The following is a 24,185-nucleotide window of genomic DNA, read 5'->3' as shown; positions in this document are numbered from 1 at the left end:
AGTATTATACTGGCTAATCTTGTGGCGATGTCATTGAATTAACGTTGTAAATTACTGCTAAACATGGCTGAGAAACGCAATATTTTCCTTGTTGGCCCAATGGGCGCCGGCAAAAGTACAATTGGTAGACATCTTGCTCAACAACTGCATATGGAGTTTTTAGACTCAGATACAGTCATTGAAGAGCGTACAGGCGCAGATATCGCATGGGTATTTGACGTCGAAGGTGAAGAGGGCTTCCGTAAACGTGAGGAAGCTGTAATTAATGACCTAACCGAGAAACAAGGTATTGTACTCGCAACAGGCGGTGGTTCTGTTAAGAGTAAAGAAAACCGTAATCGTTTATCTGCTCGTGGTATTGTGGTCTACCTTGAAACGACGATTGAAAAACAACTTGCACGCACGAACCGTGACAAAAAACGGCCATTGCTTCAAACAGACAATCCACGTGAAGTCTTAGAATGCTTGGCTGATGAACGTAACGATCTTTACGCTGAGATCGCTGATTTTACGGTTCGTACTGACGATCAAGGTGCAAAAGTGGTAGCCAACGAGATCGTAAAAATGCTAGAAGAACATTCCTAAGTTCTTTATTTTGGAGTGCAAACCATGGAACGGATTACGGTCAGTTTAGATGAGCGTAGCTACCCAATCTCAATTGGCGCCGGATTATTTAATGATCCGGCCCTCCTTTCTTTCTTATCGGCCAAACAAAAAGTCGTCGTCATCAGTAATGTAACGGTCGCGCCTTTGTACGCGGATAAAATCTTCGCCCTTCTTGCACCGCATGCTTGTAACGTCTCCTTGCTTGAACTGCCAGATGGCGAGCAGTACAAAACTTTAGATACATTTAACACGGTGATGAGTTACCTGCTGGAAGGTAATTACAGCCGTGATGTGGTGATCATCGCTTTAGGTGGTGGCGTGATTGGTGATTTAGTTGGATTCGCCGCAGCCTGTTATCAGCGCGGAGTCGATTTTATCCAAATACCGACCACGCTGCTTTCGCAAGTGGACTCCTCCGTTGGCGGTAAAACCGCGGTCAATCATGCTTTAGGTAAAAACATGATTGGTGCATTTTATCAGCCGAAAGCCGTCATTATTGATACTGAATGTTTGGCGACTTTACCTGCGCGAGAATTTGCCGCTGGTATGGCGGAAGTGATCAAATATGGCATCATTTACGATCATGATTTCTTTGTCTGGTTGGAAGAGAATCTCGATAAACTCTATGCCTTAGATGAGCAAGCGCTAAGTTATGCCATCGCTCGCTGCTGTCAAATTAAAGCCGATGTGGTCGCTCAAGATGAAAAAGAGTCGGGAATTCGCGCGTTGTTGAACCTAGGTCATACATTTGGTCATGCGATTGAAGCGCAGCTCGGGTATGGTAATTGGCTACACGGTGAAGCGGTTTCTACCGGAACTGTGATGGCCGCTAAAACGGCGCAGTTACAAGGTTTAATTAACGATCAGCAAGTTGAGCGGATTGTTTCTATACTCAAAAGAGCAAATTTACCGATTCATACGCCCGAAAGCATGTCGTTTTCTGACTTTATGCAACACATGATGCGTGATAAAAAAGTGCTTTCAGGCGAACTACGTTTGGTGCTACCAACCAGTATTGGTACATCACAAGTAGTGAAAGGTGTACCCGAAGCGGTCATTGAACAAGCGATTGACTTCTGCCGCACCCTGTAAATCTTCATTGATACTAATTTGACAGTTGTCTGTCAGTAGGACGGCCTAATGAGTTTGGCGAATGAATTACGTATATTGGAATTAGATTCGCAAGTCGAGCTACTTGAGCGTTTGCAATTATTGACCAATTTTGGCTCAAATGTCATTACCGTTGGTGGTGGATTAGGTTTTGGTAAATCTTGGTTAGCGCAGCGTTATTTAGAAGCGTGGGCCGAAGATAAAAACCAATCGCTGTTGCTGTGTCATCCCAATCAAGATGACCAGCAGCGTCGAGCGACCATTCTTACCCAAATCGTTTCAGGCCCGTTATTTAATCCTCATGATACACTTTCTGACAGCTTAGCTCGTCTGCTAGATGGTGGCGGTTGTGATGTGGTGATTGTTGTCGATGACGCTCATCTACTCTCCGAAACCTTAGTGTCTGAGCTATGGATGCTGGTGTTAGAAGCACAAGCCAATCCATTGTGGACCATCAATGTCGTATTATTTGCACAAGCTAATAGCCTTGATGCTTTGCTGACTCGTTTAAGCTACGGACAAGAGCATAAACCCGTAGAGCTTGAGATTGAAGCCCTAAGCAATGAAGAAGCGGATCGCTTTTTTGAAAATCTGGTCATGCGTTATGTACCCGATGAGATGGAGCGCCGCGTACGCAACGCTTACAAAAAGGTGAAACGCGTGCCTGGGGAAATCATGGCATTAGGAGAGCAGAAAATGGAAAAAAGGATCATCATCCGTTCGATTATCGGTTCTCCTGTGCAGATCGCTGCCTTGGTTTTACTGCTTCTGCTCATCATCGGTGGTGGTTACTGGTGGCTATTTACCCAGCCCTCACCCGATGAGCAAGCGTCGCAAATTACAGGCACACTCGAGCAGACGGTGATTCCGACGCTCGGGGATGCTGCTGCACCAACAGTCAATACGCTTAACGATGATTCAGCAACTGACGCCACCAATAATGGGAAGCTGCTTGCGAAAAGTGACCCGAGTTATTTAGATGCTGAAGATGATTCCAGTTCGTTACCACCCGATGTGATGGAGAATTCAGAGAGCGTGGGCATAATTGACAGCGATCAGCAACGAGTGGTGATTGAGTCTGATGTTGTGGATGCGCTTTTGGAAGGCAATTCGACCAAAGCCGATACGTCAGTGATTAATAATGCACTTGCTGATGCACAAAACCGCACGGCGCAAACTGTGCCAGTAAGTGAGTCTGTCACTGCTGCTGCGCCAACGAAAATCACCTTCTCCTTTGCGAGAGAAGAACTCAAAGCCTTCTCGCCACGCAGTTATACTTTGCAATTAGCGGCGGTCAGTTCGCTTGCTGAAGCACAAAACTTTATTAACACCTACGCGCTGCAAGAAAAGGTGCGTATTTATCCGACAGCACGCAATGATGTGGAGTGGTACATCATCACCTATGGTAATTATCCAACCATCCAGTTTGCGCGTGATGCCGTTGAAACCTTACCGAAAGCGTTGCAATTGCAAGGCCCTTGGGCCAAATCACTCAGCCAAGTACAGCGAGAGATTGATCGTGCGAAATAACGCTGAGCTTGACGCAAAAATATGTTACATTCCGCAGCCTTATTTCGTGGTTGAAAGATAGAGCAGTAAATGAAGAAGCAGCGTGCCTTTCTTAAATGGGCTGGTGGTAAGTATGGCCTAGTCGAAGAGATTCAACGTCACCTGCCGCCAGCGCGTAAACTGGTTGAACCCTTTGTTGGTGCTGGCTCTGTGTTCCTCAATACTGATTTTGAACAGTATTTGTTGGCCGATATCAATCCTGATCTCATCAACTTGTACAACCTGATCAAAGATCAACCTGAACTGTACATCACCGAATCTAAGCGTTGGTTCACGGCCGATAACAACCGTAAAGAAGCGTATCTCGATATTCGCAAAGAGTTCAATAAAACCGATGATGTACTGTATCGTTCGTTGGCGTTTTTATACATGAACCGTTTTGGTTTTAATGGTTTATGTCGCTATAACAAAAAAGGCGGTTTCAATGTGCCTTTTGGTTCTTACAAAAAGCCTTATTTCCCGCAAGCAGAATTGGAGTTTTTTGCCGAGAAAGCCAAGAAAGCGACCTTTATTTGCGAAGGATACGAAGAGACGTTTCGTCGTGCTCGCAAGGGCTGTGTTGTCTATTGCGATCCGCCATACGCGCCACTCTCTACTACCGCCAATTTTACTTCTTATTCTGGTAATGGCTTTTCATTGGATGATCAAGCCTCATTGGCCGATGTTGCCGAAAAAGCCGCCAATGATCGTGGCATACCGGTACTGATTTCCAATCATGACACTAAGTTAACGCGCCGTTTATATCATGGTGCAGAACTTAACGTGGTCAAGGTTAAGCGCACCATTAGCCGTAATGGAGCAGGGCGCAACAAAGTCGATGAGTTGTTGGCGCTGTTCAATACAGCGGAATGCGAAGGTTAACATTTCGTAGTTAAATCGGGTGTCGCGCTAGGATATCTTGGCCAGCTTAGGTAGAATTGCGGGCGAATTTTGCTCATCACGCATTTGCGCCCACTAGCCTAAGAGGTCAGGTATGAAAGATTTCCTAATTGCCCCATCTATACTCTCAGCAGATTTTGCTCGTCTTGGCGAAGATGTTGAGAAAGTGCTTGCCGCTGGGGCAGACGTTGTCCATTTTGATGTAATGGATAACCACTACGTTCCCAACTTGACCTTTGGTGCTCCTATTTGTAAGGCGCTGCGTGACTATGGTGTTACGGCACCGATTGATGTTCACCTGATGGTGAAACCAGTTGATCGCATCATTCCTGATTTTGCCAAGGCAGGGGCTTCGATGATCACTTTTCATGTGGAAGCTTCTGATCACGTTGATCGCACATTGCAATTGATCAAAGAGCACGGATGCCAAGCGGGTGTAGTGCTCAACCCAGCTACGCCACTTGCGCATCTCGAATTTATTATGGATAAAGTGGACCTCATTTTGCTGATGTCGGTTAACCCTGGTTTTGGTGGTCAATCTTTTATTCCGCATACGTTGGATAAACTGCGCGCGGTGCGTCAATTGATTGAGCAATCGGGTCGTCATATCCGCCTTGAGATTGATGGTGGGGTCAAAGTCGATAACATTCGTGAAATTGCACAAGCGGGCGCAGATATGTTTGTCGCAGGCTCGGCTATTTTTGGTCAACCTAATTACCAAACGGTGATTGATGAGATGCGCGCAGAATTAGCCAAAGTGGCGCGCTAAGTCATAATACTGACTACACCTCAATAATCACTACGCAACATACTTATAACGCAACAAGGGGCTTTGTGCCCCTTGTCTATTATTCGGAAGTTAAGATGTCTTTAAGCTCAATTAAATTAATCGCCTTTGATCTCGATGGTACCTTGCTCGATAGCGTGCCAGATTTAGCTGTAGCCGCCGACCAAGCGGTACAATCGTTAGGCTATTCATCAGTATCAGAAATGCAAGTGCGTGATTACGTCGGCAATGGTGCAGATGTGCTGATCGCTCGCTCACTTAGCCAAAGTTTAACCATCAACCCTGATCTTAGCGATGAGATCAAAGCCACCGCTCGTGAGCGTTTTGATGAATTTTATGCCCAAACGGGCCATAAACTGAGCCATTTATATCCCCAAGTGAAAGAAACCTTAGCGCAGCTACACAGTGCTGGATTCACATTAGCTTTGGTGACCAATAAACCGTCTAAGTTTGTACCTGACGTATTGGTACAACATGGTATTGAGCACTTTTTTAGTGATGTGATTGGTGGTGATACCTTCCCGATCAAAAAACCTGATCCAATGGCGCTTAACTGGCTATTGGATAAACATCAACTAACGGCCAAGGAAATGTTGATGGTTGGGGATTCGAAAAACGATATTTTAGCGGCTAAAAATGCGGGTTGTTATTCGTTTGGTTTGACTTATGGCTACAATCACGGTGAGCCCATTTCAGCTTCCAACCCTGATTACGTGGCGGACTGTATCGACCAATTGCTTGATGTGTTGCGAGTTTCAGCATAAAAGTTCACACAATGCGCTAGTAAAATACTCGTCAATGAGTACACTGCATAAACCGCGTTATCGCTAAATCAAGTATCACTTAGCGAATAAGCGCGGTTTTTTTCACAGACATTTTCAGTCTTATCTCATTTTAAGTAGCAAGGAAATCATCCCTATGAGCAAACCCATTGTATTGAGTGGTGTTCAACCGTCAGGTGAACTAAGTATCGGTAACTATTTGGGTGCTCTACGTCAATGGCAACAGATGCAAGATGACTATGATTGTCAATACTGCGTGGTTGATCTGCATGCGATCACGGTTCGTCAAGATCCGAAAGCACTGCATGAAGCCACGTTAGATGCATTGTCAATCTGTCTTGCAGTTGGTGTTGACCCTAAAAAGAGCACGCTATTTGTTCAGTCACACGTACCAGAGCATGCTCAATTGGGTTGGCTTCTCAACTGCTACACGCAGATGGGTGAATTGAGCCGCATGACTCAGTTCAAAGACAAATCAGCACGTTATGCGAACGATGTGAATGCGGGCTTATTCGGTTATCCTGTGTTGATGGCGGCCGATATTCTACTTTATGGCGCGCACCAAGTACCCGTGGGCAGTGACCAAAAGCAGCACTTAGAACTTGCGCGAGATATCGCGACTCGTTTTAACAACATCTATAGTCCTGAAAAGCCGATCTTCACCATTCCAGAGCCTTACATTCCTCAAGTGAACGCGCGAGTAATGAGCCTGCAAGATGCGACGAAAAAGATGTCTAAGTCAGATGATAACCGTAAGAATGTCATCACTTTGCTGGAAGATCCAAAGTCGATTATCAAGAAGGTTAATAAGGCTCAGACAGATACTGAAACGCCACCGCGCATCGCTTTTGATACCGAAAACAAAGCGGGCATCTCCAACTTGATGAGTTTGTACTCTGCGGCGACAGGCAAAAGCTTTGCTGAGATTGAAGCGCAATATCAAGGTGTTGAGATGTACGGCCCTTTCAAGAAAGATGTTGGCGAAGCGTTGGTTGCCATGCTGGAGCCTGTACAAGCTGAATACGCGCGCATTCGAGAAGATCGCGCGTATCTTGATTCAGTAATGAAAGCTGGTGCAGAAAAAGCCTCGGCCCGCGCTGCGATCACCTTGAAAAAAGCATTTAAAGCGGTAGGGTTTGTCGAGCGTCCTTAGTTTTTCCTGCGATAATCTAACTCTTTTTGCATTAAATAAAGCTAGGTTTTCCTAGCTTTATTTTTTACTTCTGCTTAATCAAATTTGATCTTTCTCTTTGTATTGTAGGCTTAGGTCTACACTTTAAATCATAACCATGATGATGAGTTTTGAACATGAGACGACTGCTGTTATTAGGATTGATGTTCATCTGTAGTGCCGCCGCCGCAGAGCCAGTTCGTATTTGTGTTGGTGATGTGAATGTTTGGCCCCCGTTCACCTATTGGCAGGGGAGCTCGTATCAAGAAAAAGCCGATTCCTTGACTGGCTCAGCCACAACGCTGGTGTTGGACGCATTAAAATCTCACAACATCGATTACCAGTTTTATTTTATGCCTTGGGCGCGAGTCCAACATGAACTGACGCAAGAGCGCGGTCGCTGCGATCTGACATGGGATGCAAGTTATCGCGCAGAAAGGGCTGAGTACAGCTATTTTTCGGTCCCGCTTTATACGATCCAACTCGGTTATTTTACGCTGCCAGACAACCATGAAGATTTAAAAGACCCATCCGTTGATGGCGTATTATGCGGAGTTAATGGCTTTAATTATGAGAATTTTGCACTGTCTAGAGAACCCTCTCTCTATTTAAATTCCGTACAGCAAGCGTTGAATATGCTGCAAAAAGAGCGGTGTGATTGGTTTGTGAGTGAAATTGAACCCATTTATGGTGGAATTCAGTTGGGTCTATATAAAATTGATCGGCCAATCGTTCATCATTTTCTCGCTAGAAACAAGCCGTACCACGTGCAAGTTCGCCGTAGCTTAGAAAATTCGATGCCGCTGTTAAATCAGCTTAATGACTATTTTCTCGATGCGCAGCAAACTGGTCGCGCGCAGGCGGTCTTTGATCGCTACCTCTCTTTTAGCCAGCCACAATAATCAAACTAAGGTGTTTGTCGTGTACGGAGCACCTTGTTTGCTTTTCTTTTTAGAAAAATAAGACTTTTCACCTCACTGCAATATCACTGTCGAAAACCCCCTTTACCTTCTTTGTTGAAAGTTTGCGCTTAGTTCAAGTATTTGCTCTAGCTATGCGATGTTGATCTCGATATGAATGGTGAATGTTTTTATCTTTCATTTAAAAACACAACACTGTACGCGCAAATGGAACCAATCCCCTTTATAAACGTGATTTACAACACCTTGCTTACCACTTCGGTTACAGAGCAGGGAAAGAGGTGAACAATGGAATCGACACGAATTAAACCCTTTGGCCGAACATTACTCGCTGCGGCGATAAGCTCCACATTGGCTGTATCAGCTCAAGCTGAGATTATTATTTCTCAGTATGTAGAAGGCAGCAGCTTCAATAAGGCCATCGAAATTGCTAACACTAGCAATGCATCCGTCAGTTTAGACAATTTCATTTTAGCGAAATCAAGCAATGGCGGTGGGAACTGGGATACACAGTTGCCCCTGACTGGGCGAGTAATTGCTGCGAACGATGTGTTAGTGATTTCTCATGCCAGCGCCAATAGTGCTATCCAAGCGGTGAGTGATGAAAATGATGTCTCGGTGATTAATTTTAACGGTGATGATCCGGTGGCGCTGCTAAACAGTGATGGTAGCGTACATGATGTGTTGGGAGTGATGGGCGGCATTAACTGGGGCAAGGACACCACTTTAGTGCGTAATAGCGATAGCCTCACGCCCTCAGCGGCTTATCAAGCTGCGCAGTGGAGCGCGTTAGGCAAGGATAATATTGAAGGGTTAGGCGCACTCGATGCCGTTGAGCCACCAGCTGAATTTACCTGTACTCAAGAGGGATCTGAGCCCGCCTTTACCTCTATTCAAGCCATTCAAGGCGAAGGGCAAACCTCTCCTTTTATTAGTGGCTACCCTTACATCACCGACCAAGAATATTTTGTCAAAGGTGTCGTGAGTGCCATTACCACAGGGTTGACTAAAGGTTTTTATCTGCAAGCGTTGGAAGATGATTACAACTTAAATACCTCTGAAGGTTTGTTTGTTTTTACCGATCAATCAAGCTCAAGTTTAAAACCGGGGGATGTGGTTTGTGTGAAAGGTAAAGTACAGGAGTATTACAACCTCACACAGCTTAAAGTCGAAAACAACCAATGGCTAAAACGAGGTGAACAAGAGGCACCACAAGCGACCGCGATAGAGATTTTGCCCACCGATGAGAACTTTGAACACACATTAGAGCGTTATGAAGGCATGTTGGTAAAAACCACACCAGAGCTGGATATGCGTGTGACGCGTACCTTTGGTTATGACTATGCTTCTCGTCGCAATAACATGGTGTTAGCGCAAGGTCGTATTAACATGCAACCGAACCAGCTTTTCGCTGCGGGCTCTGAGCAAGCCAAACAACAGAGCATCGAAAACGCGCAGCGCCGCTTGTTTATTGAATCAGATGCGAAAGCCGCCGATGGCCAAATTCCGTACTACCCAGAGTTTGGTCGCAGTGATATTGATCAAAATGGTTCGACGGAAGATTACATCCGCATTGATGACAGCATCATAGGTTTAGAAGGTGTGCTCTCATACGGTTACAACGAATATCGTCTGATTGTGACCAATTCGCTCAATCAAGAGAATTTCGTGCGCAATGATCCTCGCAGCGAGAAACCGGATATCGATGAAGGTGATCTGCGCATTGCCACATTCAACGTGCTTAACTATTTCAACTCGCCGTTTGGCGGTGATGCAAATCAGCATGGTGATAATCGTGGTGCTAATAACCTTGCAGAATTTGAACTGCAGCAAGCGAAGATCGTCAATGCGATTGTACGTTTGGATGCCGATATTGTCGGTTTGATGGAAATTGAGAATAACGGTTTCGGTGCAGGGTCGGCGATTGCGCAATTGGTCAATCAGATCAACAGCCAGATCTCGGATAAGAAAAAGCATTACCGTTTTGTCGCGATTGACTCAAATAATGATGGCGTGACCGATGAACTTGATTCTATTGGCACGGATGTGATCACCACAGGAGTGATTTATCGTGAAAAAGTAGTGAAGTTGACAGAGAATCGTGTAATTCCAATGCCAAGCCAGCAAGCACCAGAAGTGTTGGATGACAAAGGCAAAGTGATTGAAGATGGTAAAAATTACCAGCGTGACACGCTTGCACCGACCTTCAAAGTTAAAGGTGGCAATGAGAAAATTACCGTCGCGGTTAACCATCTAAAATCCAAAGGCTCGGCATGTTGGGAAGATGCCGCACCAGTTGAACAAGGTGGGCAAGGCGGCAAAGATCTTGATTTTCAAGGTGCATGTGAACAATTCCGTGTCGCAGCTGCAGTTGCTTTAGGTGAAGCGTTACAAAAAATAAAAGGGCATAAAGTCATTTTGGGTGATATGAACTCTTACGGTATGGAAGACCCGATGCTCGTATTGACGGACTACAGCCCAGAGAAGTATGGCAAAACCATTCGTGCGGCACGTAATACTTACATTGCAGGTACTCCTCAGTTTGGTGATGATGGCGCGTTGATTACTCACAATTATGGGTACCTTAACGCTGTGGCGATAAAACACCCAGAGAGCTGGAGTTACTCATTTAATGATGAAGTTGGCGCACTGGATCATTTGCTGGTCAGCAAAAGTTTGAAAGGCAAAGTGGTGGATGCGACCGATTGGCACATCAACGGTGGTGAATCGACACTGTTTGATTACAACAGTGAATTCAAAGGTGATTTGCCCAAATATCAAGATCATTTCCGCGCATCTGATCATGATCCTGCCGTGTTAGAACTGAACATCTATGGCGGTTCATTCAGCCTAGGAGCACTCTTCTCATTACTCGGCTTTGGTATGTGGCGACGTCGTCGTTAAGGCTTAAATTGCGCCCCGTTAACTGACGGGGCGTTTTTGTTTTGCTCAAGCTCGGATTTTTTCAATTAAATAATCAATAAATAGCCTTACTCGTGGCGCAAGGTGGTGACGGCTCGGGTAAAGAATGTTCATGGTGTTATCTGATAGATAATAATCTGGAAAAAGCCTGACGAGGTTAGGATCATTGATTTCGTCAGCAAGAAAATTGGCAATCAAGCCGATCCCCATGCCTTGTTGTACCATTGACATCGCACCAAGCGGCGCATTGCAGATATGTTTAGGGCGGGTTTTAATGTTGCATCTCACTCCCTTTGGATTGATTAGCGTGACTTTATCTTGAGGAAGATTCAATAAAGTTAACGCAACCCATGGGTGCTGCTCTAAATCTCGTAGTTTCCTTAATAAAGGTGCACTAGCTAAGTATTTTTTACTGGCGTATATCCCCATTTTAAAAGGCATTAATTCGCGGCCAACCATTGAGCAAGATGTCAGTTCACCCATTCTGATCAGCACATCTAATTGTGTGGCTACTGGATCTTGTAAACCATCTTCGAGTTGAATATCAAACAGCACATTGGGGTAACTCTCAGAAAATGTTGAAATCAGCGGACTTAAAATATAGCTGCCGACATCAATGGTTGTACCGATCCTAATCACGCCTGCCACATCGGTAGAAAAATGCTGGACGGCCCGTAGCGCGTCTTCTGCCAGCGGTAAGAGGCCATTGGTATGTTGATAAAATGCGTGCCCTTCAGTCGTTAGGCTAACTTTACGGGTAGAGCGATGCAGTAAACGTACGTTAAGATGTGATTCTAGCAAGCTAACTTGCTCGCTCACTTTCGATTTTGCTATACCTAACGATTCACCAGCCGAGGTAAACGAACCGTATTCAACCACTTTATTAAAAATGGCAATACGTTTTAACTCACTCAACATAATTGTTCCCTTATTGGTAACCTTTCGTTCTTGTTTTGTTATCTAGTCAACCTTTGTCATTCATCAAATAATGACAGCTCTAATTAGAGAGATATAAACCATTTTGGTTTCCTTTAAATACGGGTAAATAATAAATTTCTTCTGAATGATGGCACTATTGAGATATCTATTCCTAAATAAACTGGGATTAATAATTAAATTGGCAATGTCAATCTTATAAATATCAATGTTGTGTAAATATTTTTAATATTATCCAACCGAATTTTCGAAAATGATGGATGCAATGTTGTTTTATTTCTAACGTTTTATTAAAAATTAATTTAAAGGAACGGGTGATGAATTATCAGGTCACGAAGCTCCATCCTTTTGGAGTAAAAATAGAAGCAAATGGATTAAAAATTCCCATTAGCGAAGTACCAATAGCACTACTGCGTAAACTATTTATTGAGCATCAGTTGGTATTGATACGTGGATTTAAAGCCTTTGAACAGGCCGAGCAATTTGCGGAATATTGCGAGCAATGGGGAGAGATCAGTATTTGGCCATTTGGCAAAGTGTTAGATTTAATTCAAAAAGATCAGCCAAAGGACCATATTTTTGATAGTAGCTATATGCCGCTGCATTGGGATGGCATGTTCCGTCCTCAAGTGCCTGAATATCAGATATTTCAATGTGTTCAGGCGCCATTGCCAGCACAAGGCGGCCGGACGACCTTCACTCATACAACCAAGGCGCTACAGAACGCAACCGAACAGCAGCGCTCATTATGGCGAAAAGTCACGGGGCATTACCAGCGAGAGATGGAGTTCTATTGCAGTCACACCATTTCCCCGATTATTGCTCAACACCCCTATCACTCATACGAGGTCATTCGTTACGCCGAACCGCATTTCGCTGAACGTGGTGATCTGCTAAACCCACCAAATGTGACCTTTAGTGGCATTGATAGTGAGCAAATAGCTGAGTTCCACCGTAGCTTGCGTGACGCACTGTATGACCCTCGTCATTTTTATGCTCACGAATGGCAAAATGATGATGTGGTCATTACGGATAACTTTAACTTACTGCATGGTCGAGAAAGCTTTTTATCGCATACCCCACGTCATATCCGTCGAGTTCAGGTGCTAAGCGATCCACCGTTTGATAATCCAAGTTTGGAGTCTTACCGATGAGTGATTACCACACAGATATTATGATCGTTGGAGCCGGCCCTGTCGGGCTTATGTGCCACTATTTAGCGCAGCGCTGCGGTCTGAACTCACAAGTTATTGATAAATCTAATGGGCCACTGGTGGTCGGACGGGCCGATGCACTTAATGCTCGAACTCTGCAGTTACTTGATATAGTTGACTTATTTGAGCCACTTTACGTGCAAGGCAAACCCTGTAATACCAGTTCGGTATGGGCTAATGGTCAATTTTTGTCACGCCAGTCTCATTGGTGGACAGCGCTGCAAGGCTGCTTCTATCCTCACTTTCTGATGTTGGGGCAAGCACATATTGAAAAAGCGCTAGATAGTGCAGTCAAAGCGCAGAACGCGGCCGTGCGCCGTGGTTTATCTGTGGTCGATATCACTGTTGATGAGCAAGGCTGCGTGACGGAACTAAGCAGTGGCGAGCGAGTTCGTTCACGTTACGTGATTGGTGCAGACGGTGGGCGCTCTTTTGTACGTCAGCATTTTTCGATTCCATTTGAAATCGAGAGACCAGAAATTATCTGGGCGGTGATTGATGGTGTTATTGAGTCAGATTTTCCGAAAGTGCCAGAAATCATCGTATTTCAGGCTGAGACGTCAGATGTCGCCTGGATTCCACGTGAAGGTGATTTGGATCGTTTTTATATCCGTATGGACACCGAAGAATTTACTCAGCAAGAGGTTATTACGCGCATTAACCGAGCAATGTCGCCGCATTCACTGACGTTTAAGCAGGTTGAGTGGTTTTCTTATTTCTCGGTTAAGGAGTCTGTTGCAGAACGGTATGACCACCAGCAACGGGTATTTCTAGCAGGAGATGCCTGCCATATACATTCGGTCAATGGCGGCCAAGGGCTCAATACCGGAGTTGCTGACGCGTTCAATTTGATCTGGAAGCTCAATATAGTGTTGCGTGGTCAGGCATCACCTACGCTGCTGGACAGTTATCAGGCTGAGCGCCAACTAGTGGCTCGCAGCGTGATTGAAAGCTCTGGTGCATTGGTGCGTGCGACTAAATACTCAGAACGAGGAACCCATGCGGAGGACTATGTACAAATCGTTGAACAGCGAGCTGGTAACATCACAGGTATGGGCATTGGGTATGGCAATGGTGGCTTAAACGGTTCTCGAGTGTATGACTTTGAGATGCATAGCGATCAGCAGAGTTGCCGCTTTTATCAATGGCTAGATTACCGCTCCTTTACGCTTCTGTTAACTGGCGATGCGGAGTTACCACCAGAAATTCCTCCGTTTGTGCGTTGCCTTCATCTGTACGATCAGGCGAAGCCTGGGCAGTATTGGAGTGAGAGTTCATTCTACCAGGGGCAAGCTTTACTGATCCGCCCTGATGGTTATATTGCGGCTTTCGCGTCGCTTGCGCACGCGGCTGAACTGTTGGCTGGCCTATAAACTTTTTAACCGAGAGTGAAGGCCGAGGGTTCTGCATCATTCCGTCAATGGTCTTCGCCTTTAATAAGGAAACACTATGCTTGATCATCAACAGCAGCAATGTGTGGATAATATTGCTTTTATTTTATTAGACCAATTATTAGCACAAACAGACGCCACTTTTAGTGGGTATCAGAAGTTAAAAAAACAGATAGCTCAGTGTGTCATTGAAAACAAAGTCATTACATTATTACTACCTGCCTTTCCATGTAAAACGAATAACCTAGATAAGGTATTAGGTTATAAGCCTGATTTGGGTGAATATCGAGTTTTACAAAAATTTGTTAATGCCATTCGTGATATTCAATCTGTCTATTCTCCAGGAGTGATGTTTTACATTTTTTCTGATTATCATACATTTTCTGATTATATTAATGTCGATTTAGAACATCATTACACTTATTCTGATGAATTACGGAATATGGTGGAAAATATGAACGCCAGTGATTGTCTAAAAATTATAAACTTTGAGCACTTCTCTGCGTTTGATGACTTAAATGAATATCAATATTTCAATGGATTAAAGCAGCGCTTTGGTGATGCGGAATATGAGCGTGATTTTGCACGTCTTAAACAGCATGATAATGCAATGCACCATACCTATCTGGGCTTGAAAAAATTCATGCATCAGGATCAGAAATATGCGCTTGCTCCGCTGAGTTATAAGAAACGACGTGAGCGACTAGCTCTTATGGCTAAAGGAATGATGGTGCAAGGACGTGCACTCGATAATTTCCTCAATACTCATTTGAGCCACGCTATTCGTCTCAGCATTCATGAACACCCAATGCAAGGCAAAAAATATTCGCTGTTTCTTTTTGATGAGCGATCGTTTAAGACACCTTGGCATACTTGTGTCTTATTTGATGCTTGCCACGGAGAATTTATTATTGATACGCAGGCCAATCACAAACAACGTGAAGGCGTGATTATTCCCGTAACGCACCAGGGAACGTTGTGGTGCTTACTGCGTTTCAATATCGAAGACGCTAACGAAGCACAGTTGATGCGAGAGGTGAAAGCCACTCTACAAACCGAGCAGTTTGGCCTGACGTTAGAGTCACACCATGGATGCTCATTGACCACGCTACCGCAAGCTCAAGTGAGCCAATTGGTGAAGGCATTCTCTGCTGTCTGTTTAAAAGGCTTTGGCCCGTTGCCTCAAGCTTCATTTTGGTCTTCGTGGTTTACCGGAAATCATGCTCTGCTTCCGGAAGAATATGTTCGGAGTAGTACATTAGCAGAGCCCAGTTGGTACGGGCTCAAAACACCGTCAACGAGCATAGCGCGTCGCTATTCTTATACTGACATGACTCCTGATGAATGGGCGATTTACTGTTCATCTTCTCCGCTGAAGGTTAACTTACTGGATGCCTCACTGGCTGCGTTGTGTCTTAATGGTCAAGCAAGTGGTTGGCTGAAAAATACCATTGTGCAGTACGATGATACGGCTACTTATCCTGTGATTATGTCGGGGGATTGGGGAATGAATTTACGCTGGAGCCCATCATTGGCGAAGCATATATCGTCGTCGACTGAAATTGACAATATCAATCAAGTAGCCAATGTTTTAACTCCTATTCTTGAACGTTCACAAGTACAGCATGTGTTTGATTTACAACTTGGCGATATATTACTGGTGAATAACCACACCGTACTTCGTTATGGCGTGTTATCCGAAACAGAATTAGCGGTGCGTCAGCCTTATTCGGTAAATTCCCCTTGGCAGCCTCATAACAAACAACCAAGTAGTGAGCATTTACAAGAAAGCCCTGCTTAAATAAACGACATTTTTAGGAAATAAGCATGAAGAGCCAAGTAAGCGGATTACTTGGCTTTATTTTTATGGATCATTAACTATGGGATAGATTTATTTTATCGTTGTTTCCATTCTCTTATTCGACCATACGATGAGAAGTGTTACTTTCAAATGAGAGCAAGTAAAATAATGATCACAACCGAACTGGTTACATAATGAACGAATGTGCAAATAGTGTATTTAGTACAGAATCGATAACTTCTTGCCTTTCCAAACCAGTATTGCACAATAGCGCCTCTCGCTGACTTTTACCCAGAGCGTTTTAATTCACATGCTACTTATCATCGATAACTACGATTCCTTTACCTACAACTTGTACCAATACTTCTGTGAGCTGGGAGTTCAAGTGACGGTGGTGCGTAATGATGAAATCGATATCGCTGGCATTGAAGCGCTCAGCCCAACGCATCTGGTGATTTCCCCTGGGCCTTGCACGCCGAATGAGGCGGGAATTTCACTGGCCGCGATTGAACATTTTGCGGGTAAACTACCTATCTTAGGAGTCTGCCTTGGGCATCAAGCCATTGCGCAAGTGTTTGGCGGGCAAGTGGTGCGAGCCAAAAAGGTGATGCATGGTAAAACCTCACCGATCCAACACACCAACCGTGGTCTCTTTTTAGGGCTCAATAACCCGTTAACCGTTACTCGCTACCACTCGTTGGTGGTCAAAGCCGATTCTCTTGCGGACTGTTTTGAGCTCACCGCTTGGACTCAACAGGCCGATGGTTCGATGGACGAAATCATGGGTTACCAACATAAAACACTGCCAATTGATGCCGTGCAGTTTCATCCTGAATCAATTAAAACAGAACAGGGTCATCAACTGCTCGCAAATTTTTTGCGCCGTTGAACCATTCTCAACCGGACTGCGATCACCTTTCTTAACATTTTCTTCATCATTTCTGCTGTTTTTTATCTTTGCAATATTATGCACCATACATCCTGTTGGAATGAGGGATGGCTTGTTGCCTCAAGGCCTTGTTGTGCTTATTCATATTATTTATAAAAAAGTGCTTCATAAAAGAGGTGACTTAATGCATAAATAATCATAAGTAGTGACGATTGTCGGTGGTTCTGCCGATCTAAAAGAATAAATCACTATTGAAATGGTTAATAATTTGTAAATACAATGCTGCATTAGCTAAAAAGCGAAACAATATCTTCCACTCAAGCGTTTAATAGGAAGATCGCAATCTGCTTGGCATGCGGTATCAAGAGGGAATGTGTAATGACAGTGGAAAATAGTGTAGATCGCAGTCTGTTTGATGAGGTGATGGTCCCTTGTTATAACCCGATGGAAATGATTCCAGTTAAAGGGCAGGGCTCTCGAGTGTGGGATGAACAAGGTCATGAATACATCGACTTTGCTGGCGGTATTGCAGTGAGTTGTTTGGGCCATTGCCATCCGGCGATGGTTGATGCGATCACCAAGCAAGCCAATAAGTTGTGGCATCTCAGTAACGTGATGACTAATGAGCCTGCTTTGCGCTTGGCGAAAAAATTAACGCAAGTCAGTTTTGCTGAAAAGGTGTTTTTTGCTAACTCCGGCGCGGAAGCTAATGAAGCGGCGCTCAAACTGGCGCGTCGCTGGGCCGCTGATGTCCATGGTGAACAAAAATCAGAAATCATCGCCTTTAACCAAGGCTTCCACGGCCGCACTTTCTTTACAGTGACGGTCGGGGGGCAAGCGACTTATTCCGATGGATTTGGTCCTAAACCTGCGGATGTTACCCACCTACCGTATAACGATATTGAAGCGTTGCAAGCACACATCTCTGATCGCACTTGTGCGGTAATGATGGAACCCTTGCAAGGCGAGGGTGGCATTGTGTCGCCTTCGGCTGAGTTTGTCCAAGCCGTGCGTGAATTGTGCAATAAGCACAACGCCCTGTTGATCTTTGATGAAGTGCAAACCGGTAATGGCCGCACTGGTGAGTTCTATGCTTATCAAGGATTGGGCGTCACGCCGGATATTTTAAGTACCGCGAAATCACTCGGTGGCGGCTTCCCTATTGGCGCTATGCTCACCACAAACGAATTGGCCGCGCATTTTAAAGTGGGCACTCACGGCTCGACTTATGGTGGCAACCCACTGGCTTGCGCAGTAGCGGAAGCGGTAGTTAATGTGGTTAGTCAGCCAGAAACCTTGGCTGGCGTTAAAGAGCGTGAAGCGCTCTTTCGTGAAGGATTGGCTAACATTAATGAGAAGTACCACATTTTTAGTGAAATCCGTGGTAAAGGTCTACTGCTTGGCGCGGCATTGAATGAGCAGTGGCAAGGTCGCGCTCGCGATATCCTACAAGCCGCGGGCAAGCAAGGTTTACTGGTGTTGGTTGCGGGTATGAACGTGGTTCGTATGACGCCTTCATTGGTGATCACCAAACAAGAAATAGAAGAAGGCTTAGCAAGATTAGATAAAGCTATTGCATCACTCATGTAGTGAAAAAGCCTAGCAGCCCAAGGTAGGATGCCTTGGGCCACTTCAAGCATCTGGAGGGAAGTATTGATGCTAGTTGTTCGCCCTATCGCAATGTCGGACTACGATGCGCTACACACATGCGCTATTGAATCCGGTCACGGGTTTACATCACTACCCGTGAATGAAAAGCTCTTAACCAACCGTATTACTCATTCTGAATACAGCTTCGCTAAACCCGACGTCTCAGAGCCGGGAGATGAAGGTTACCTGATGGTCGGTTTTGATTCTGAAACCGGTGAGGTCGCAGGGACGACTGGCGTTGAAGCATCGATTGGCCATGACGTGCCGTTCTATTCTTATCACATCAGCACGATAGTGCATTCGTCGCCTAAGCTGAAGGTTAACAATACCGTCAAGTTGCTTACTTTTGGCAATAACTACACTGGATGCAGCGAAATTTGTACGCTTTTTTTACGCCCAGATTTTCGTCAAGGGTTGAATGGGCGTTTGATGTCGAAATGCCGTTTTCTGATGATGGCGGAACACCCACATCGTTTTTCTAAAACCATCTTTGCTGAAATGCGTGGTGTGTCTGATGCCGAAGGCAACTCGCCCTTTTGGCAATGGCTGCAAGAGCATTTTTTCTCGATTGATTTCACTATGGCTGATTATTTAACCGGCATTGGTAAAAAAGGGTTTATTGCTGATCTGATGCCCAAACTGCCGATTTACGTCAACTTATTGAGTAAAGAGGCACAGGCGGTGATTGGTCAAGTGCATGACAATACCCGTCCAGCGTTAACGCTACTCGAGCGCGAAGGATTCACCTGCCGTAACTATGTAGACATTTTTGATGCAGGTCCAACGGTTGAGTGCGATTTGCGCAATATCGAATCCGTACGTCACTCGGTGCGAGCTAAAGTGGAAGTGGCCGAGCATTCAAGCTCGCAAGATTATCTTATCTGCAATAGCTCGTTTGAAAACTTTCGTGCTACTGCTGCAAAAGGTGCTTATAACCGCGAAACGGAAACGGTGATCATCTCACCTAAAGTGGCGCAAGCTCTATTGGTTGATAGTGGTGATTTTGTTCGAATTTTGGCGCAGTAAAATAGGTACATTGAAAGGTAAGGATTAACAGATGACTCAGTGGATTGCAGGTGAATGGTTAGCTGGACAAGGCGAGGCAATGCTTTCGCTTAGTCCCTATAACAATGAGACGATTTGGCAGGGCGATAGCGCCACACCCGCGCAAGTAGAAGCTGCGGTAACGGCGGCAAGAGTCGCATTTATAGAGTGGAAAAAACGTCCTTTTGTTGAGCGTGAGCAATATGTCTTAGCCTTCGCTGAAAAAGTGAAACAGCGCAGTGAAGAGCTTGCGCAGATCATCGCCAAAGAGACAGGAAAGCCACTTTGGGAAACGCGTACTGAAGCGGCAGCGGTGGCGGGTAAAATCGCTATATCCATTCGAGCTTATCATGATCGCACTGGTGAAAACACACGCGAAGCGGCGGGTAATCAACTGGTATTACGTCATCGTCCATTGGGCGTTCTTGCTGTTTTTGGTCCGTATAATTTCCCTGCCCACCTGCCGAATGGTCATATTGTGCCTGCACTTTTAGCGGGTAATACGGTTGTGTTTAAACCTTCAGAGCAGACTCCGTGGACTGGTGAGTTTGTGATGAAGTTGTGGCAAGAAGCAGGCCTACCTGCGGGTGTGCTTAACCTAGTGCAGGGCGCGAAGGAAACGGGTATTGCGCTTGCTCAGGCCAAAGGCATTGATGGCCTTCTTTTTACTGGCAGCGCCAATACAGGTCATTTACTCCATCGCCAGTTTGCTGGGCAGCCGGGGAAAATGCTGGCTTTAGAAATGGGCGGCAACAACCCAATGGTTATCTCTAAGCAGTATGGCGAGCTTGATGCGGCAGTGTATACCATTATTCAATCCGCATTTTTAAGTGCAGGCCAGCGCTGTACCTGTGCGCGGCGTCTTTATGTTCCAGAGGGAAATGAAGGCGATCGATTGCTTGAAAAGCTGGTCAGTACCACTCAAAAATTGCGTATTGATCACCCCTTTGCTGAGCCAGCACCTTTTATGGGGCCACAAATATCACAAGCGGCGGCGCAGTTCATTCTTGCTGCTCAGGACAATTTACGCGCCTTGGGTGGCGTCAGCTTGCTGGCCGCGACACCTTTGCAGGCGGCGTTTGTCACACCGGGCATTATTGATGTCACCGCAGTTAGCCAATTGCCTGATGAAGAGTATTTCGGACCATTGTTACAAGTCGTGCGTTACCAAAGCTTAGAGCAAGCGGTACAACTGGCTAATGAAACTCGCTTTGGTTTATCGGCAGGCTTAGTGTCGACCAATGATGCCGAATGGGACTACTTTGTCGATCATATCCGCGCTGGCATTGTAAATCGTAATCGACAATTAACCGGAGCCAGTGGTGATGCACCGTTTGGTGGGCCGGGAGCATCGGGAAATTTAAGACCAAGCGCCTATTACGCGGCCGATTACTGCGCATACCCAATGGCATCAATGGAAGGCCGTTCGACAGAACTGCCTGCCACGCTCAGCCCTGGGGTTGAGCTATAGCAGTAAACTTTATCTAAAACCCCATGCCTACTAGCATGGTTTAAACCGAGCACAGACAAGGAGGCGTTATGACGCCAACCGTTTTATTTCAATCATTATGGAATGACTACATTCAGCGCCTTTGCCCTTCTGCCGACAAAGTCCATCACTTGCTTCAAGAAGAGGAAGCGTTGATTAATGACCATATTGCGTTGCGAACCTTCAATGTTGCGCCATTAGGTATTGAAACGCTGGCTAAGCCTTTTCTTGCCTTAGGCTACGTTGCCTGTGGTGATTATGTGTTTGAAAGTAAGAAGCTGGTAGCGAAGCACTATGAACACCCTGATCCGACTCAGCCTAAAGTATTCATAAGCGAGCTGAAAGTGGAAGAGTGCTCGCCTGCACTCCAAGCCATTGTGGAGAAGCTGGTACATCAAGTCGATAGCAATAAATTAAACAGCAGTGACTTTTTATATGGCGGTCGCCTGTGGCAACTAAGCTACAGCGATTATTTGCAGCTTGCCAACGAAAGTGAATACGCCGCTTGGTTGGCGGCGCATGGCTATGGCGCAAACCATTTCACTGTTAGTGTTAATCAACTGCAGGCGTTTAATGAAGTGAAAGCGGTCAATGATCATCTACGCCAAGCGGGTTTTACCATCAATGAAAATGGTGGAGAAGTGAAAGGTACACCTGATGTGCTGCTTGAGCAGTCGTCGACCATGGCCGATAAAGTACCGGTGCAATTTACGGAAGGGGTGGAGGTGATTCCCGGTGGATTCTATGAATTTGCCAAACGCTATCCAATGGCCAACGGTGAACTCTATAGCGGTTTTGTGGCGGCCTCTGCAGATAAGATATTTGAAAGCACTGACATGCAATAGCCTCTCATCTTTTTACTTTCGTATCGAAATATCACCAAAGAAAAAGCCACCTGAGTTCCCCAAGGTGGCTTTATGCATTTAATCTCAATCATTTTGATTGAGATTAACGAGTTCCGTACACCACGATAGTTTTACCATGGGCAGAAATTAAATTCTGCTCTTCGAGCATCTTCAAAATACGTCCCACAGTTTCACGAGAACAGCCTACAATTTGGCCGATCTCTTGACGGGTGATTTTGATTTGCATGCCATCTGGGTGCGTCATTGCATCAGGTTGTTTCGCTAGGTTGAGTAGCGTTTGTGCAATACGACCCGTCACGTCTAGGAAGGCTAAATCACCCACTTTTTGACTGGTGACTTGTAGACGTCGAGAAATTTGTGCAGACAGACGCATTAAGATGTCTGGGTTCACTTGGATAAGCTGACGGAATTTCTTAAATGAAATTTCCGCAACTTCACAAGGAGATTTTGCACGAACCCAAGCAGTACGCTCTTGGTCTTCTTCGAATAGACCAAGTTCACCGATAAAGTCACCTTGGTTTAGGTAAGAGAGGATCATCTCTTTACCTTCTTCGTCTTTAATCAATACCGCTACCGAGCCTTTGACGATGTAGTACAGCGTCTCTGCTTTTTCGCCCGCATGAATCAACGTGCTTTTCGATGGGTATTTATGAATATGACAGTGTGAAAGAAACCACTCTAGTGTTGGATCGGTTTGAGGTTTACCTAGAACCATAATATCTCACTTCCTCTGCAGGGTACGCTTGCCGCTTTCCATATTGTAGCTAAGCCTAAAATAAGCTTACTAGGATAAGAGCACTTTCCAAATGCTGCAAGCTAACTTGTGTTTCGGTTAAGGATAGTATCCTTTTTCAGAAACGATTTCTTGATTTTAATCGTGTCAGTGGCATGATTTTTTACGCAAAACTGTGCACATGATCACGGTATGAAAAGTAACCGTCAACTTGTCCGATCACTTAGCCAATTTTACCTGTTTCAATCAATTGCTGCAGGATCGGTCTGACGATCAATTCCATCGCAAAACTCATCTTGCCACCCGGTACCACAATGGTGTTGTGGCGCGACATAAAAGAGCCATCAATCATGGCGAGCAGATAGGGGAAATCAACATTCTTTATGCCGCGCAGGCGGATCACGACGAAGCTTTCATCTAAACTAGGGATGCCCTTGGCGTTAAGTGGGTTTGAAGTATCAACCGTCGGTACCCGTTGGAAGTTGATGTGAGTTCGTGAGAATTGGGGGGTGATGTAATTGAGGTAATCATCCATCGAACGGACGATGGAATCCATCACCGCTTCACGTGAATGGCCTCGATCACGAGTATCACGCACGTACTTTTGTATCCACTCAAGGTTAACGATTGGCACCATGCCTATCAAAAAATCGACATGCTGCGCGACGTTTACATCGCCATCGACTACACCGCCATGCAGACCTTCGTAAAACATCACATCCGAGTTTTCTGGTAAATCTTGCCAAGGTGTAAAGGTGCCGGGCATTTGATTGTAGGGCACAGCTTCGTCAAAAGAGTGTAGATAGCGGCGAACTTGGCCTGTGCCTAATTTCCCATATTGGCGGAAAAATTCTTCCAATGCAGGAAAATCATTGGCTTGTGGACCAAAGTAACTGATGTGCTTCCCTTGTTCGCGCGCTTTACGAATTTCCACATCCATTTCTGGCCGTGTAAAGCGATGGAAGCTATCCCCTTCAACCCATGCTGGTTTAATGTTCATCATATTGAACATTTTGCGAAAGGCTTCTGAGGTCGTAGTTGTACCGGCACCGGACGAGCCGGTGACAGCGATAATTGGATGTTTTGCTGACATGACAAACCCTGTCTGTATGTAACGTACTTGTTATCGATGGCTGCAATATAGCACGAAAAGAGTAGATTGTTTTGAGCTGAAATTATTTACGCAATTGAATATCCACACTTTCATGCAACTCAGAATAGACGATGATCGCTTCCCCTGTTGCGAGCTGTTTCTTTATTTGCTCGATTTTTTGCTGCAATGGTACTTCCTGCTCTCCGTAATCAGTACCTTCGCGTAATACAAACGTTTCAATCAAATTATCCAGTGTTTCAGGCGCAATGTGCTGCCAAGGAATAAGCATGACGACCTCTTAAACTGTCATGGAGAAAAGGGTATCGATTTAAA

21 protein-coding genes are annotated in these 24,185 nt (G+C 45.2%); 17 read left to right on the top strand and 4 right to left on the bottom strand.

From position 1 onward, the window contains the following. Positions 1–63 precede the first annotated feature (63 nt). The 9 genes from aroK (at position 64) to AACQ79_RS14945 (ending at position 10,728) form a co-directional block, all read left to right on the top strand. Positions 64–585 (top strand): shikimate kinase AroK, encoded by a 522-nt coding sequence (aroK, locus tag AACQ79_RS14985; protein ID WP_010317691.1) that lies wholly within the window; start codon positions 64–66, stop codon positions 583–585. Between the two features lie 24 nt (positions 586–609). Beyond that, complete coding sequence (gene aroB / locus AACQ79_RS14980; protein WP_094165234.1) at positions 610–1,698, top strand: 3-dehydroquinate synthase; 1,089 nt, start codon at positions 610–612, stop codon at positions 1,696–1,698. A 48-nt stretch (positions 1,699–1,746) separates the two neighbouring features. Then, positions 1,747–3,246 (top strand): AAA family ATPase, encoded by a 1,500-nt coding sequence (locus AACQ79_RS14975; protein WP_094165232.1) that lies wholly within the window; start codon positions 1,747–1,749, stop codon positions 3,244–3,246. 69 nt (positions 3,247–3,315) lie between these two features. After that, positions 3,316–4,146, top strand: a complete 831-nt coding sequence (locus AACQ79_RS14970; protein ID WP_013855892.1) for a Dam family site-specific DNA-(adenine-N6)-methyltransferase — start codon at positions 3,316–3,318, stop codon at positions 4,144–4,146. A gap of 112 nt (positions 4,147–4,258) precedes the next feature. Then, positions 4,259–4,933, top strand: coding sequence for a ribulose-phosphate 3-epimerase (gene rpe, locus AACQ79_RS14965; protein WP_013855893.1), 675 nt, complete (start codon positions 4,259–4,261; stop codon positions 4,931–4,933). A gap of 95 nt (positions 4,934–5,028) precedes the next feature. Next, entirely contained in the window at positions 5,029–5,715 is a 687-nt protein-coding gene (locus AACQ79_RS14960) for a phosphoglycolate phosphatase (protein WP_026027427.1), read from the top strand. Between the two features lie 154 nt (positions 5,716–5,869). Then, positions 5,870–6,886: a tryptophan--tRNA ligase gene (gene trpS, locus AACQ79_RS14955; protein ID WP_013855895.1), complete on the top strand. Its 1,017-nt coding sequence runs from the start codon at positions 5,870–5,872 to the stop codon at positions 6,884–6,886. A 155-nt stretch (positions 6,887–7,041) separates the two neighbouring features. Further along, positions 7,042–7,806 (top strand): substrate-binding periplasmic protein, encoded by a 765-nt coding sequence (locus tag AACQ79_RS14950; RefSeq protein ID WP_088718007.1) that lies wholly within the window; start codon positions 7,042–7,044, stop codon positions 7,804–7,806. Between the two features lie 306 nt (positions 7,807–8,112). After that, complete coding sequence (locus AACQ79_RS14945) at positions 8,113–10,728, top strand: ExeM/NucH family extracellular endonuclease (protein WP_170899313.1); 2,616 nt, start codon at positions 8,113–8,115, stop codon at positions 10,726–10,728. Between the two features lie 45 nt (positions 10,729–10,773). On the opposite strand, the gene AACQ79_RS14940 is transcribed toward AACQ79_RS14945, so the two are convergent. Then, a complete protein-coding gene (locus AACQ79_RS14940) occupies positions 10,774–11,664 on the bottom strand; it encodes a LysR family transcriptional regulator (RefSeq protein WP_017043227.1) in 891 nt (296 codons plus the stop codon). Between the two features lie 335 nt (positions 11,665–11,999). Between AACQ79_RS14940 and AACQ79_RS14935 the strand changes: the two genes are divergently transcribed. From AACQ79_RS14935 to AACQ79_RS14900, 8 genes are all read left to right on the top strand, one after another. Further along, positions 12,000–12,836: a TauD/TfdA dioxygenase family protein gene (locus AACQ79_RS14935; protein WP_026029183.1), complete on the top strand. Its 837-nt coding sequence runs from the start codon at positions 12,000–12,002 to the stop codon at positions 12,834–12,836. Then, positions 12,833–14,269 carry an FAD-binding protein gene (locus AACQ79_RS14930; RefSeq protein ID WP_170899312.1) on the top strand — a complete coding sequence of 479 codons (1,437 nt, stop codon included), beginning with the start codon at positions 12,833–12,835 and terminating at the stop codon, positions 14,267–14,269. Before AACQ79_RS14935 ends, AACQ79_RS14930 begins: the two co-directional genes overlap by 4 nt. Before the next feature lie 76 nt (positions 14,270–14,345). Beyond that, on the top strand, positions 14,346–16,088 hold the full coding sequence (locus tag AACQ79_RS14925) for an L-tyrosine/L-tryptophan isonitrile synthase family protein (protein WP_170899311.1): 1,743 nt from the start codon (positions 14,346–14,348) through the stop codon (positions 16,086–16,088). A gap of 310 nt (positions 16,089–16,398) precedes the next feature. Beyond that, on the top strand, positions 16,399–16,977 hold the full coding sequence (locus AACQ79_RS14920; RefSeq protein WP_010318736.1) for an aminodeoxychorismate/anthranilate synthase component II: 579 nt from the start codon (positions 16,399–16,401) through the stop codon (positions 16,975–16,977). A gap of 378 nt (positions 16,978–17,355) precedes the next feature. Further along, positions 17,356–18,567: an aspartate aminotransferase family protein gene (locus AACQ79_RS14915; protein ID WP_170899310.1), complete on the top strand. Its 1,212-nt coding sequence runs from the start codon at positions 17,356–17,358 to the stop codon at positions 18,565–18,567. A 66-nt stretch (positions 18,568–18,633) separates the two neighbouring features. Then, positions 18,634–19,653: an arginine N-succinyltransferase gene (gene astA / locus AACQ79_RS14910; RefSeq protein WP_026028416.1), complete on the top strand. Its 1,020-nt coding sequence runs from the start codon at positions 18,634–18,636 to the stop codon at positions 19,651–19,653. 31 nt (positions 19,654–19,684) lie between these two features. Next, positions 19,685–21,142: a succinylglutamate-semialdehyde dehydrogenase gene (astD, locus tag AACQ79_RS14905; protein ID WP_047690542.1), complete on the top strand. Its 1,458-nt coding sequence runs from the start codon at positions 19,685–19,687 to the stop codon at positions 21,140–21,142. Between the two features lie 68 nt (positions 21,143–21,210). Next, positions 21,211–22,005 (top strand): DUF1338 domain-containing protein, encoded by a 795-nt coding sequence (locus tag AACQ79_RS14900; protein WP_013855906.1) that lies wholly within the window; start codon positions 21,211–21,213, stop codon positions 22,003–22,005. 103 nt (positions 22,006–22,108) lie between these two features. Here AACQ79_RS14900 and crp read toward each other — a convergent pair whose 3' ends face one another. From crp to AACQ79_RS14885, 3 genes are all read right to left on the bottom strand, one after another. After that, a complete protein-coding gene (crp, locus tag AACQ79_RS14895) occupies positions 22,109–22,741 on the bottom strand; it encodes a cAMP-activated global transcriptional regulator CRP (RefSeq protein WP_010318741.1) in 633 nt (210 codons plus the stop codon). A gap of 241 nt (positions 22,742–22,982) precedes the next feature. Further along, positions 22,983–23,852, bottom strand: a complete 870-nt coding sequence (locus AACQ79_RS14890; protein WP_010318742.1) for a phosphoribulokinase — start codon at positions 23,850–23,852, stop codon at positions 22,983–22,985. Between the two features lie 82 nt (positions 23,853–23,934). Further along, a complete protein-coding gene (locus AACQ79_RS14885; RefSeq protein WP_010318743.1) occupies positions 23,935–24,141 on the bottom strand; it encodes a YheU family protein in 207 nt (68 codons plus the stop codon). Positions 24,142–24,185 lie beyond the last annotated feature (44 nt).

Source organism: Vibrio sp. 3-2(1), assembly GCF_963887575.1.
GTDB lineage: Bacteria > Pseudomonadota > Gammaproteobacteria > Enterobacterales > Vibrionaceae > Vibrio > Vibrio anguillarum.
This window is presented reverse-complemented; position numbering and strand designations above follow the sequence as displayed.